This window comes from Roseovarius tibetensis, assembly GCF_050896375.1.
Classification (GTDB): Bacteria; Pseudomonadota; Alphaproteobacteria; order Rhodobacterales; family Rhodobacteraceae; genus Roseovarius; species Roseovarius tibetensis.
This window is the reverse complement of sequence record NZ_JBPBBB010000022.1, coordinates 49,928-61,888: the sequence shown is the minus strand read 5'-3', so window position 1 is coordinate 61,888 and position 11,961 is coordinate 49,928. Positions and strand designations below refer to the sequence as shown.

Below are 11,961 nucleotides of genomic sequence, written 5' to 3'. Positions count from 1 at the left end.
AATGACATGGGCGGCACGCTGGTGCGCACGATCGGCATGGCGCGCGCCAAGGCGAAGATCGGGATGAAGAACATCGCGTACAACATGCGCCGCCTTGTGCAGCTCCGCCGCATCAACCCGTGCCCGGCGTGAACACCGGGCAAACCAGCGCGCAGGTCAGGCCGCAAACCTGGAGAAACCGGGAATGAAAGGCACCGAGCCGTGATTGCCCCGGGGCGCCATACCGCCAAACGGATACTTCCCTCCCGCTTCACGCCAAACGCACCGTTGCGCGCCCAAGAAAATAGTCAAAAATCGAGGTGCCCTTCAGGGTGTCTATGGTGCGTTTCAATACTGAATTGAAATTAGGGTCTGGGTGTAAACCTTCGGGTTTTTAACCCGTCGCGAACCATTCGCTGCGCTGAACATAAAAAGAGAACCCAAAGAACCTGAAGGCCAGAGCAAGACGCCATGGGCGAGATCTTCGAGGAGTGCGTGCCGTGCTTCGGCTGGTCTGGTTCTACAGCTCCAAGCTGCGGATCCAGAAGATTGCAGCCAAGGCGATCAGGGACCGGCCGCTGACATCGTTGTTCTGGATGGGTGGTGTTGGATCGGCCATGGATCTGGACTCGGTGGTCTGAGTCACCTGGCAGACACGCACTTGCCTCAATTGTGCTCAGCCTTGGGCAGATGGGAAAATTATCTTTACAACGGAGAGTTGTTGTTTACTTTTGCACTTATAGGTTGATCAACGTAAAGGGACGTAACATGATTGTTGGATTAATCCTTATCGGAAGTGTGATCGGGGCCGTGTCTGCCGTGGCGGCGATGGTCTTGGGGCACCCATTTTGGCTCGCACTCCTGATTTACTCTGGCGTGGGCGTGCTGAGCGTATTGGCCGGTGCCACAGTTATGGTGGTGCGCGGCAAGTCCGAAAACCAGTCCGAGCTCACCAAAGCATATTCGGTGCCCAACCCAGAGCGCGGCTGACAGGCACTCGCGGGACCAGCAGTTAACCCTCAGGATATCTTTCGACCTCGGTGGAACGCGAGTTCGTGCCAGTCGAGCTTCGACCAAACTCAGCTGAAGTCGCGGCGCAACGGCTCATCAATCTGACCAGATATACAGATCATATTCTGTTGGTGACACCGGGGCCATCTTCAAGCTGACAGGAATCTCGAGGTTAATATGTCAGCGATTGTGGAATTGACCGAAAACGAACAGCTCTTTCTAGAGCTGGTTAATCGCGCCAGGCTCGATCCGGCCGGGGAGGCGGCGCGGTACAATATAGGTCTGAACGATCCCGATGCGAACACCGGCGATGCACCGTCGCCCGTGCTGACCGCCGATCCCAAACAGCCGTTGGCACATAATTCGTTATTGTCCCTCGCGTCCGAGCGGCATTCCGAGGACATGCTGGATCGGAATTACTTTGAACACATAGCCCCTGACACCTCTGATGATCCAGCACCTGACGGGGCCTACCCAAGGCAACGCATTGAAGCTGCCGGCTATGATCTGATCGGGGCATGGGGGGTTGGAGAAAACCTCGCATGGTCCGGGACGACAGGCACGCTCGATCTCGATGCGCGTATCGTCCCGCATTATGAAGGTCTTTTCAAAAGCACGTCGCATCGTCAGAACATCCTGAATGACGGCTTTCGTGAAACTGGCATCGCGCAGGTTGAGGGGGTGTTTCAAGCCGAGGCCGCCGACGGGAACCTGCGTGATTTCAACGCCTCGATGCTGACCCATAAATTCGCCACATCCGGATCAGATATCTTCCTGACCGGGGTCGCCTACGACGATCTGGACGGCGACGATTTCTATTCCCGGGGCGAAGCCAAGGCAGGGGTCGCGATCTCGTCGGCGGGTGAGACGGCGACGACGGCCACGGCGGGCGGCTATGCGCTCGCCCTCGATGGAAACACCACGCAAACCGTGGTGACATGGGATGGCGGAACGCACAGTGCGACCGTGGACATGGACGGGCGCAACGCCAAGGTGGATATCGTCGGGGGCACGCGCATCTTGTCCTCGACCGACCTGACCCTCGGCGCCGGCGTGACCGAAGGCGGTCTTCTGGGCGTAGGGACCCTCATTCTGACAGGCAACGATCTGGACAATCTGCTGATCGCGGGCCGCGGTGACAACACCATCGATGGCGCAACAGGCTACGACATCGCACGCTTCTCCGGTATCAAGGCGGATTACGACATCTCCGACGGTGGGGCTTCGACGATCGTCACCGATACACGGACCGATGGCCTTGGCGACGGATCCAATACCCTGACAAGCATCGAAAAGCTGATTTTCGAAGATGGATACCACCTGTTCTCTGGTGACGGCCCGATACGCCTTACGGGGCAACTGCGCGACGCGGCGGGCGACGACATGGTCGGGTCGTCCGTCGAGTTCACCCCGCAGGGCGATCCGACGCCCAAATGGGGCATGTCCACCGACGGTAACGGCCAGTTCGACCTCGGGCTCGTCAACGGGGCAGAGGGGCGCCTCGACGCGCGGCTGGATGTCGGGGAGGGCGATCCGGCAATCACCGCCGGGGACGCGCTGAATGTGCTGCGCATCGCGGTCGGGCTGGAGCCTTCCTTCGGCCCCGCGCAGGCGCAGAACTTCGTCGCCGCCGACCTGAATGGCGACCAGAAAGTGACTGCCGGCGACGCGCTCGAAGTGCTGCGCCATGCCGTCGGTCTGGAAAGCCAGCACGCGCCGGAATGGGCCTTCTTCGACGCGGATACCGACTGGCAGTCGCTGGCCCTCGACAAGGACAGCATCACGGTCGAGCGCGGCGTGGAAATTGCCTCGCTCGGTGCTGACCAGGATATCGCGATGACGGGCATCCTGCTGGGCAACATGGACACCGTGTAAGGCATCGCTCGCACGCCAGCTCATCTGGCCATCGTCTACCTCGCAGGATACCCTTTCCTTCAGGGCTACGGTCATGCTGAATCGCGGACGTGGCAACGCGCTCCGGACATGGGCATCCCATGTCGCCAAGCGCCGTGGACGAAAACGCGCGATGGTTGCCCTGGCACGGCGCATGGCCGTCGTGTTGCATCGTATCTGGGTCGATGGAACGACCTTCAGGATGGAGGCTGCATCGCCCAATTGAGCCTGACCGCTTCGCCTGCCTGACCGCGGGCTCTAGAGGTCCCGAAGGGACGCGGTTCCGGTGATGTCGGGCGTCTTTCAAGCTCGTTTCCAGAATTGGCTGAGTTTTGAGAAGTTCTTATTCATTAATGTACCCATGCCGCCAACCCCGTTCTCGCGGATTGCGCGATAGTCTTCACGGCTTTTCCGAACAAGCCGTTCCAGAGAGCGGTTGCTTTCCCCGCCCATGCGCATGTTGACAAGAACTTCTGGGATGTAAGCCAACCTGATCTGACCTTTGACGAGATAACGAAGCATGGCGTCGTAATCGGCCGCAATCCGAAAGGACGTGTCATAAAGACCATAGTGTTCGAAGACCTCGCGCCCGAGAAATAGCGTCGGATGCGGTGGCATCCAGCCGCGTCGTAGCTTGGCGGGCGTGTAGGCGCCCGCCCGCCAATACCGGATGACACGCTCGGGATCTTGCGCGGATACGTATGTGAGGTCCCCATAGACGCCGTCGATCTCCGGGTCCTCTAAGGCTGCAGCGACCTTTGAAAGGACATCCGGTGTGGCATAGAAATCATCCGAATGCATCAAGCCAACCACATCTCCGGTGGCCCGTGCGATGGCTCGGTTAAGCGCGTTGTAAATTCCGTCATCGGCTTCGCTGACCAGATGCAGACGCGGATCTTCGATCCCACGCAACACCTCCAGTGTGCCGTCGGTCGAGACGCCGTCCTGGACCAGAAGTTCGATGTCGTCGTGGTGTTGCGAAAGCACGCTTTCAATCGCCTGACCGACCGTGGCGGCATTGTTGAAGACGGCGGTGACGACAGAAATTTTCAAGGTGAACTCACAGATCTGGTCCGAGCCTTCTTGCACCGGGACCGGGGCCTCGGCAAGGGCAGGGTGGAAGAAAGGCGCGATCAGGCTGAGCCTCGCTAAGCGCAAGAGCTCGATAACGCCGGATCTCGGGCGTCTGGTGATGAGCTTAAAAAACGCGTTCCCAACCAGATTTCGTTTGTTGGTCATCCTGTTGAGAATACCAGCCGGTTGACCAAAGAGTGGCGGAGATTGAAGACAAGGCTGGCCCGCCGGCATGACCTAATCAGAAACCTGAGAAGACCATGTCGAGGGCGCCTCGAATCTCAAACTCGGAACCGGAAAGATCAGCAATTGGCTGTCCTTTGAGCAGCATGGAGGGGATCGCCGCCATCTCGGCTGTGTGCAGAGCATGGTCCTCGCTTTGAACCTCGAACACTGGCTCGAGGCGTCCGATCACCTTCGGCCCGCCTGAAATCGGGACGAGAGGCGCAACGACGCGCGATCCGGTGTCGATCAGATCCGTCTGCAGGTCGAGCACCAGTCCTCCGCCAGCTAGCCTGTAGACTTGGAACTGTGCCATCAGCCGAGTTTCAGTACCTGCAGGTCTGCCAGCGGCGTCCCGTTGGCCTCAATCCAGGCACGGCGCTCAGAGAGCGCTGCCGCATTTTCCTCGGCCCAGGCCTCGGCTCGCGCCGCCCGAACTGCTTCTGCGACGGCCGCGTCGCTGATCGCCGACACGTTAAGACCCAACTCCCGCGCGGCGGTTAGATTTTCAGCCGTCAGGGTAATGTTCGTGCGCTGCTTCTCCGATGTGGTCTGCATGGCATTCTCCTGTCCAACACGATAAATACACACAGATGGTGTGTAAGGCAATGATGCCGGGCGAGTGGATGCGCCGCCGAATGATCAGCGCTTCGCGTCCCAGGTTTTCGAAGTGACTGTGACTGTCCTGAAGGTGGGCCAAGAGACGGCCCTCTCGAGATGTCCGGATCTCGGGCGTTTTGATTGCCGTTTGGGGGCATCCACCGCATCAGTTCAGTCCAGACCCTAAACGGCCTGCAACCGCGCCCTTTCTCGCCTCTACCGAACGGTCAGTCCGGGCCTTTGACGCTCAAACACGTTGACCTGTAATCGTGAGGCGCGGTATGATGATATCATACCAATGTAGCCAAAAAGCCCATGTCCAATATCTCAAAAAGAACTATCAGTCTTCCCGAAGAACATGGCACCTATATCGATCAGATGGTCGCGTCGGGTGCCTTTGCGTCTGCCAGTGAGGTCGTACGGGCCGGACTGCGCGCGCTTCAGGAGCGCGAAGCCGCCGTTGACCGCTGGCTTCAGGAGGAGGTCGCACCCGTCTATGACGCCATGCAGTCCGATCCTGATCGGGGCATTCCGGCGTCACAGGCCTTCGACGAGGTGCGTGCCCGCCACGCAGAACACCGGCCGGATGATACTTGAAGCAATACCAAGTCATCTTTGCGCCGGAAGCCAGAGACGATCTGTTCGCCCTTTATGACTGGATTGCCGCCGCGGCGTCCTCGGACACCGCGCTTTCCTACATCGAACGTATCGAAACCTACTGTCTTGGGTTCACGCATGCCGCCGAGCGGGGCACGTGTCGTGATGATATCCGGCCGGGCATGCGCGTCGTGGGATTTGAACGTCGTGTGACGATAGCGTTTTCCGCCAACGAAGAGCGCGTCACAATCTTGCGGATTTTCTACGGTGGGCGGAACTGGGAGGAGATCATGAGATAATCTTCCAGACTCGAACGCCCCGCCGGCACGCGATGATCAGAAACCTCGACGAGCTGTCGCGCACGCCGCAGACTGCGTCCGAACACGTGCGCAGCCGTGCTTCAACCCAGGTCTTCATGGGATCGGGAAGGGACACATTCATCGTTGCCATTCGTCATTCTCCTGAACGCGTTTGGCTTGCCATGTCATGACGCACTTCGTCAAAATTGTTGGCAAAACCTGCCATATCGGGATGCGCTGTCAAGGTGAGGCGTTATCAAGCCTACCGCTTCGCTACTTGAGGCGAGGCGTTATCGGGCGTTTGGGGCAGAGGTACGTCTTGAATAGAGAGATTTAGACGAATGAAAATCATTAAAAATCAGGCGCTTATAATTATCGGGCCCGTTAATAACAACCTTAAGGTGAAATCTGGCTTTGTTTCGGGATTTTGAATGTTTTGCTCTCCGACGGCTGCGCTGGCTGATGATCCCGAATACAGGCCAGCCAGTCCTGAAAGGCCCTCTTGCGCTGCGCCCGCGCCTCGCGAAAGTAGCGCTTGAGCAGGCAATGGCGCCGGCCGCCCGGCCGGGTCTCCCTGATCTGCGCCTTCTGCAATCGTCTGATCAGCGATAGCCCCTCACGTTGCTCACGCGCGGACATCGGCATCTCGGCTAGCATGGCGCGAAACTCAATGATCTGGTCCGTGAGGGCCTCTTCCACGTCCGAGGGCGGCGCCGTGCCCGCCTCGAATTCTTCCAGCGCCCTGGTCGCTTCTGCAAGCCGCGCCTCTGCCCCAGCGAGGGCCAAGGCGCTGCGCGTGCGGGTGTCATCCGCAAAAAGATCACCCGGGCCAAGATCCGGCGTATCGAGAATGATCCGCATCCAGCTTGCGACACGCTCCGGATCGGGCTGCGCGGTTACTCCGTGACGCTGCGCATTTTGCGCCACCGTAGCTTTGCCGGCGGCGCTGCGCGGGCCCGTGCTCTTTGCTGCATTGGCACGGTTGCGTATGGTAATCGCGGACCGGCTCACGGCTAAATCACCGTAGCCTCGACCGGCCGGGCGCGCTGCAACGCGTCGAAGTCGCGCTTGACCTCGCGCCGTCGCCCCTCGAGCTCGCGCAGCTTGCCATCATGATGGGTCACCGAGCTGTTACGACTGCGATACGCTTCGCCCATGATCTCGACGGGATCCATGCCAAGGGCACGCACCTCCTCGTAGGCACGGGCCTGCTCTCCGAGGTCTTGGGTCATGGCCCGCACCGCGAGATCCTCGCCGGCCGCCTCCGCGGCGTCTCGGTCGAAGCGCCTGGGCTTCCAGTCGTCCTCGTCGCCACCGGCCGCCACGTGCCGCTCCCATTCTTCATCGAGTTCGGCCTCGTGCTCTGCCTCTTTCCGGCGAACCACCGCCTTGCTGACCGATCTGCGAATAATATCCCGCAGACCAGCGTCCCGCATCCGCCTGTGCTGGGCCAGCTCCCATTCGATTGCGACCAGGTTCTCAGCGATCACGCATTCATAGGGTGTGGCGGGTCCGAGCGAGGCCATCATGGCCGCATGAAACGTCGCGAAGCTGCCGGGGTCCTCGCCCGGGATCGGGTCACGGACCGGCAGAAGATCAGCGAAGCTCTCGAGCCCGAAGGTGGTCGGTGACGTGGTGGGCAGATCTTGCGGCATGGGGCGCCTCTACAGATTGTGCTTTAATGGTGAAATACCACAATCTATGCGCCTTGGCCACTTAAGGAGCCCGCGCGACGAGGGTCATACGTGAAGCTGCTTTTCCCGCCGATGGGGATAATCACGCTCAAGCGGCCAGGCCGGTCAGTCAGTTGAGGGAGGGCGATGGATGAGAATGCCGTGGGCTTTGTCAGGCGTGCCGATGAACTCGATGCCGGCGGTCTCAAAACACCGCTTCAGAAGGCCAAGATTGTCTTTCCGAGATTTTGGTAAGCCAGTTACCGCTTCATATCGTTTGATCGTCGCTGTCCCAACACCACTTTTCAAAGACAGTTCGTTTACAGTCCAACCTAGAGCGGATCTAGCTGCCCTTATTTGCTCGGAAGTGATCGACGAGTCTTGCATTGTGATCCATTTGGTATCATATTTAACGCATGGACACGCCATACAAACCCAAAGATTGGCGCACCGCCTTCCAACGTCTCGAGGGCGCCTATTCACCTGCAACCATGCGCAGTTACTTCAGCGATGTCGAGGCCTTCGAGGCTTGGTGCGTGGGCGCAGGTCACAACGCCTTTCCGGCAAGTATTGAAACCGTGTGTGCCTTTCTCGAGGACCAAGGGCGCGACAAGGCGGCGTCAACGGTTCGGCGGCGCCTCTACGCGATCCGCAAGGCGTACCGGCTTCTGCGTCTGCCCGACCCGACGCAGGACGAGGAGATAAACCTCGCACTGCGCCGCGTGCGCCGGGCGAAACCCGGCCGCCCACGACAGGCAAAGGGGCTCACCCGCGCCTATCTCGACCGCTTTCTCGCCGGCCAGCCGGAGACGCCTTGGGGCCTGCGCAACCGGGCCATGCTCTGCCTCGGCTATGAGCTCCTGACCCGGCGCTCGGAACTCGTCGCGCTCCGGGTGGATGATCTCGAGGAGCGCGAGGATGGCACGCTGCGCGTGCTCATCCGCCGCGCCAAGAACGACCCCTTTGGTGAGGGGCGGATTGCCTTCACCTCGGCGCGTACGGCGCGTCGCGTTTCGGACTGGCTCGCCTGGCGTGGGCCGGAGATCGTGCCGCTCTTCTGCCCTATCTATCATGGCCAGCCGATTGATCGGGCGCTTTCGCCCGACACCGTGAAACGGCTCGTCAAGGAAGGGGCAGGTCTCGCAGGGCTCGATCCAAATGAAGCGCGGGAGTTTTCGGGACATTCGATGCGCGTTGGGGCGGCACAGGATCTGTTGCGACGGGGCTTTGACACCGCCGCCATCATGCGCGCAGGCGGCTGGAGTTCAATCAACGTGCTCTCCCGCTACCTCGCCCATGTGGAGCATAATGTTTGGGAATGATTTGCATAGCTCCAGGCTAACTGGAATGCAGCAGAAATCCGCTTTCGAAGTTCTTCAATAACATTGGGCCTCGTTCTAACGGCTGCCCGGGTTTTCCGCTCTGTGCCAAGCAACCGTCGCCTTAACTGCGTCCTCGAATCCATACGGGAGCGTCCCGCATACGGCTTCGGTACGGCTCATGTCGAAAATATACTCCGTCCTTATGTTTTTGAGCCTAAACGAATTGTATGGAAAACGCAGGCCCATCGCGCCAATTGCGTCGCCGGTCAAGGCGAGCATGCGTGCTATGGGAAGCGGAAGGGTGATGGGCCGGCGCGCACCAAGTTCACGGGCTAGCGAATTCACGTAGTCGCGCAGTGAGAGCGGTTCGTAGTCGGCCATGTAGAACACCTTTCGGTTCACGGCCGAATCGTCGGCTTCTAGCAGACGCGCGTATTGATAGGCGATGTTGCCAGCATAGGAGTAGGACTTATAAAGCGCGCCACCGCCAGAGTGGAAATACCTACCCTTCTCTATATAGTCCAGCAACGAGCGGTAGTGGTAGCTCATGTGAGGTCCCCAGACGGTAGTGGGCCGCGCAATGCACCAACTCACGCCGCCACCATCCGCCGTGCGGACCAATTTTTCGGTCTTGACTTTGCTCTCGCCATAGATGGTGCTGGGCAGGTATTCTTCATCATGGATGGGCACGTGACCGACTTTGCAAACGAGCTGTGATGAGGTGTAGACGGCACGGACCACCGATGGCGTCTCCGCAACCGATGCGAGAAGGTTTGACACGCCCTCGACATTTACGGCGTATTCTCCGAGGGATCGCCCCGCTAGATCAGTTCGCGCCGCAAGATGCAGGACATGCGTGGGGGCGATGTCTTGCATGAGCGACCTGATGTCATCAGAACGTAAAATATCGCATCGCTCGAAATGCCAATTCGCAGTACCCTGAGGTTTCGGGTCAATATCTGTGCCTACAACCGTATGGCCCTCATCATGAAGCAACTCACAGGTCCATCGTCCAATCAGGCCACTAGCGCCAGTCACCAGTACTCTCATATTGCCAAACCCAACCTTACAAATGCTCAGGAGTTTTTTCCGGACTTCTTTTTATCTGCAACTGCTATATACTCAGATGCAAGTCGAGATGCGATGCGAGGCCAGCGATACTGCTCCAAATAGCGATCCTTTACACTTAGATTAGATTTCTTGGTTTCAGCTTTTATTTCACCAGCGATTTTATGGGTGATGTCATCAACATTCCGGACACAATAATTACCTAGACCCAGATCAACCGCTTCAGAAAAGCCGCATTCTTTAGTGATAAGAAATCGTGACCCCATTTGAATAGCTTCAAGTATCGCAATAGACAATCCTTCCGCAGCGCTTGGCAATGCGAAAAGGTCACAGTAATCCAATAGCTCAAATTTACGCGGCCCCTCAACATAACCAAGAAACAAAACGCAATCATCTAAATTCAAAGCGTTTACGCGCTTTTGTAGTGCAAGCAGATAATTATCATTTCCACCACCCGCAATTCGAAGTTCAATTTCATATCCATGAATATTCACCAAATTCCCTACAGCATCGACTAGCAAGTCAATGCCCTTGGTTGGATCCAATCTCCCAAGATACAACAACCTAAACGGTGCGTCAGTAGTAACGTTAGCTTGGCTATCAGATTTTCGGTCAACGCCAGGAAGGTCAATTCCGTTTGGTATTAAAGTTACTTTACCTGGCTCGAAGCCAAGGTTCACATAAGTCTCAACTTCTATTTGGTTCAGCGCCACCAATTTACTCGCTACTTCAAGAATCTTACTTTCAAAAAAGCGATAGTAAAGAGACTTCTTGACGTATCCATGCCGCATACGATTGGGGTGTAACACGCCCCTTTGGCTGTAGAAAAGCGGTATCCCTCTCTCCTTTGCCAATTTCGCAGCAACATAACCGGGATATAGAAATGATAATTGAATATGAATTACGTCGACATTGTCCAAGTGCTCAAGGATAAGGCTAGATGCGTCACGATTATATCTAAACCCACTTCCCAGCCTCGATACGAAAGGGTTGCCATTCTTTCTGGAGTTTTGGTAACGATAAATCGTGACCCCACTGCAAGAGATATCATCATCGTGCAGCTTCTGCGGATCTCCGTCTGCCAAAAAATGTAGTACAGTAACTTCTACCCCAAAATTAGTAAGATGTTTGGCGAGTTGAGTAACAGAATAAGCTGGTCCACCGTCTTTATATAATGGAGCAAATGCATGTGTTATAAATAGAGCACGGATTGTCATGATTCAGCCAATTTTCTTGTTCATCGCATCACATATCGTGAGCCACTTTGGTTAGGTGTCCGCATGCAATAGAGTGTTGCTATGAACAAGCTTTTCCAGTTTCAAGGGCGATCAATCGTGTGAGCAATCTAGTCGGCAGCGTTTTGCGCAGGCCTTTCGCCAGGAGTCCACGAAACGGTACAAAGGAATGCGTTGTCTCTGTAAAGACAAGAGAGCGATAAACCCCCAGAATATTCTCCGAAGGTATGTTTGCGAAATGGCTTTCCCCCTTTCTCCCAATCCAGGTATCTGTACCGTAAATTTCGCCGTTGTTTAATAACCCGTATTGCTGGAACTCCTGAAGCAGGCGGAATGTGAGACGGTGCTTTTGATCGACAATAAAGCGGTGGCTCAAACCGCTCCGCCCCAGCCGCTTGATGCGCGTGTGATCACGCGAGTCGTCAATAATGATCGGTGCGTTAGCGGCGAGGCGGTCGAAGAAAAGCCCAAAATCACGATCAATCGCTCCATCCGCATCAAGACAGAGAAGCCCGATCGACACGTCATCCGGTACAACACCGGCGGTTTCCGCTACATCTCCAATTGTTAGGTGCACGAAGTCATCAACGCCGAATGCCTTCAAGTTCTGCCTGATGATCTCTATGTTTTCGTCCATGCCTCCGAATGCCTCACGCGAGCCCCCGACGATCTTTTCGAAAGTGTACACTTTCCCGTTGCGACCACTATCACGCAGTCCCATCGCTAGGCTCACAGTGCCCGCCGCATGTGCCGTGCCAACTTCGACGAAAAGCGTTTCAGGCGCACAGCGGGCCGCCTCATACATCGCCACGTATACGTCGGGAGGGAGCATCCCGTTGCATATCCTCTTGACCTCGTCGGCATCGAAGCTTCTTTCAGCATCTTTTGTCATATCAATGCTCCTCGTTCATGGGCGAGGTAATTGGTGCTAAACTACACCACCTTTTATGCAGCTTGATTCCTATGTGAGGTGGCATGACCGGTACTC

The 11,961-nt window shown here is 57.0% G+C and carries 14 protein-coding genes and 2 pseudogenes; 8 read left to right on the top strand and 8 right to left on the bottom strand.

The window, feature by feature from the left end; genetic code table 11:
• From ACROSR_RS14035 to ACROSR_RS14015, 5 genes and pseudogenes are all read left to right on the top strand, one after another.
• Positions 1–132, top strand: a pseudogene (locus ACROSR_RS14035) (IS5/IS1182 family transposase); the annotation flags it as partial.
• Positions 133–479: 347 nt separating this feature from the next.
• On the top strand, positions 480–620 hold the full coding sequence (locus ACROSR_RS14030) for a hypothetical protein (protein WP_432686088.1): 141 nt from the start codon (positions 480–482) through the stop codon (positions 618–620).
• Positions 621–669: 49 nt separating this feature from the next.
• Positions 670–969 carry a hypothetical protein gene (locus ACROSR_RS14025; protein WP_432686086.1) on the top strand — a complete coding sequence of 100 codons (300 nt, stop codon included), beginning with the start codon at positions 670–672 and terminating at the stop codon, positions 967–969.
• A gap of 210 nt (positions 970–1,179) precedes the next feature.
• Positions 1,180–2,865: a CAP domain-containing protein gene (locus ACROSR_RS14020; RefSeq protein ID WP_432686084.1), complete on the top strand. Its 1,686-nt coding sequence runs from the start codon at positions 1,180–1,182 to the stop codon at positions 2,863–2,865.
• Between the two features lie 64 nt (positions 2,866–2,929).
• A pseudogene (locus tag ACROSR_RS14015) lies at positions 2,930–3,109 on the top strand (IS110 family transposase); the annotation flags it as partial.
• A gap of 77 nt (positions 3,110–3,186) precedes the next feature.
• Here ACROSR_RS14015 and ACROSR_RS14010 read toward each other — a convergent pair.
• The 3 genes from ACROSR_RS14010 to ACROSR_RS14000 form a co-directional block, all read right to left on the bottom strand.
• On the bottom strand, positions 3,187–4,122 hold the full coding sequence (locus ACROSR_RS14010; protein WP_432686082.1) for a glycosyltransferase family 2 protein: 936 nt from the start codon (positions 4,120–4,122) through the stop codon (positions 3,187–3,189).
• A 76-nt stretch (positions 4,123–4,198) separates the two neighbouring features.
• Positions 4,199–4,495, bottom strand: a complete 297-nt coding sequence (locus ACROSR_RS14005) for a CcdB family protein (protein ID WP_432686080.1) — start codon at positions 4,493–4,495, stop codon at positions 4,199–4,201.
• Positions 4,495–4,737, bottom strand: coding sequence for a type II toxin-antitoxin system CcdA family antitoxin (locus ACROSR_RS14000; protein ID WP_432686078.1), 243 nt, complete (start codon positions 4,735–4,737; stop codon positions 4,495–4,497). Before ACROSR_RS14000 ends, ACROSR_RS14005 begins: the two co-directional genes overlap by 1 nt.
• Before the next feature lie 357 nt (positions 4,738–5,094).
• Here ACROSR_RS14000 and ACROSR_RS13995 point away from each other — a divergent pair, with 357 nt between their 5' ends.
• Positions 5,095–5,376, top strand: coding sequence for a type II toxin-antitoxin system ParD family antitoxin (locus ACROSR_RS13995; RefSeq protein WP_432686076.1), 282 nt, complete (start codon positions 5,095–5,097; stop codon positions 5,374–5,376).
• Positions 5,373–5,675, top strand: a complete 303-nt coding sequence (locus ACROSR_RS13990; RefSeq protein ID WP_432686074.1) for a type II toxin-antitoxin system RelE/ParE family toxin — start codon at positions 5,373–5,375, stop codon at positions 5,673–5,675. The genes ACROSR_RS13995 and ACROSR_RS13990 overlap by 4 nt, the downstream gene beginning before the upstream one ends.
• A gap of 396 nt (positions 5,676–6,071) precedes the next feature.
• Here ACROSR_RS13990 and ACROSR_RS13985 read toward each other — a convergent pair whose 3' ends face one another.
• Together ACROSR_RS13985 and ACROSR_RS13980 are read right to left on the bottom strand one after the other, a co-directional pair.
• Positions 6,072–6,686: a hypothetical protein gene (locus tag ACROSR_RS13985; protein ID WP_432686072.1), complete on the bottom strand. Its 615-nt coding sequence runs from the start codon at positions 6,684–6,686 to the stop codon at positions 6,072–6,074.
• Positions 6,687–6,688: 2 nt separating this feature from the next.
• Complete coding sequence (locus ACROSR_RS13980) at positions 6,689–7,330, bottom strand: hypothetical protein (protein WP_432686070.1); 642 nt, start codon at positions 7,328–7,330, stop codon at positions 6,689–6,691.
• Between the two features lie 434 nt (positions 7,331–7,764).
• On the opposite strand from ACROSR_RS13980, the gene ACROSR_RS13975 reads away from it, so the two are divergent.
• Positions 7,765–8,670, top strand: coding sequence for a tyrosine-type recombinase/integrase (locus ACROSR_RS13975; RefSeq protein ID WP_432686068.1), 906 nt, complete (start codon positions 7,765–7,767; stop codon positions 8,668–8,670).
• A 75-nt stretch (positions 8,671–8,745) separates the two neighbouring features.
• Here ACROSR_RS13975 and ACROSR_RS13970 read toward each other — a convergent pair whose 3' ends face one another.
• The 3 genes from ACROSR_RS13970 to ACROSR_RS13960 form a co-directional block, all read right to left on the bottom strand.
• Complete coding sequence (locus tag ACROSR_RS13970; RefSeq protein ID WP_432686066.1) at positions 8,746–9,720, bottom strand: NAD-dependent epimerase/dehydratase family protein; 975 nt, start codon at positions 9,718–9,720, stop codon at positions 8,746–8,748.
• A 26-nt stretch (positions 9,721–9,746) separates the two neighbouring features.
• Positions 9,747–10,955: a glycosyltransferase gene (locus ACROSR_RS13965; RefSeq protein ID WP_432686064.1), complete on the bottom strand. Its 1,209-nt coding sequence runs from the start codon at positions 10,953–10,955 to the stop codon at positions 9,747–9,749.
• Between the two features lie 79 nt (positions 10,956–11,034).
• Positions 11,035–11,865: a class I SAM-dependent methyltransferase gene (locus tag ACROSR_RS13960; protein WP_432686062.1), complete on the bottom strand. Its 831-nt coding sequence runs from the start codon at positions 11,863–11,865 to the stop codon at positions 11,035–11,037.
• Positions 11,866–11,961: the final 96 nt, after the last annotated feature.

Coding starts and splice junctions, on each gene's coding strand:
- ACROSR_RS14025 (WP_432686086.1), top strand. CDS start 670: ATGGGAAAATTATCTTTACAACGGAGAGTTGTTGTTTACTTTTGCACT.
- ACROSR_RS14010 (WP_432686082.1), bottom strand. CDS start 4,122: ATGACCAACAAACGAAATCTGGTTGGGAACGCGTTTTTTAAGCTCATC.
- ACROSR_RS14005 (WP_432686080.1), bottom strand. CDS start 4,495: ATGGCACAGTTCCAAGTCTACAGGCTAGCTGGCGGAGGACTGGTGCTC.
- ACROSR_RS14000 (WP_432686078.1), bottom strand. CDS start 4,737: ATGCAGACCACATCGGAGAAGCAGCGCACGAACATTACCCTGACGGCT.
- ACROSR_RS13995 (WP_432686076.1), top strand. CDS start 5,095: ATGTCCAATATCTCAAAAAGAACTATCAGTCTTCCCGAAGAACATGGC.
- ACROSR_RS13980 (WP_432686070.1), bottom strand. CDS start 7,330: ATGCCGCAAGATCTGCCCACCACGTCACCGACCACCTTCGGGCTCGAG.
- ACROSR_RS13975 (WP_432686068.1), top strand. CDS start 7,765: ATGGACACGCCATACAAACCCAAAGATTGGCGCACCGCCTTCCAACGT.
- ACROSR_RS13970 (WP_432686066.1), bottom strand. CDS start 9,720: ATGAGAGTACTGGTGACTGGCGCTAGTGGCCTGATTGGACGATGGACC.
- ACROSR_RS13965 (WP_432686064.1), bottom strand. CDS start 10,955: ATGACAATCCGTGCTCTATTTATAACACATGCATTTGCTCCATTATAT.
- ACROSR_RS13960 (WP_432686062.1), bottom strand. CDS start 11,865: ATGACAAAAGATGCTGAAAGAAGCTTCGATGCCGACGAGGTCAAGAGG.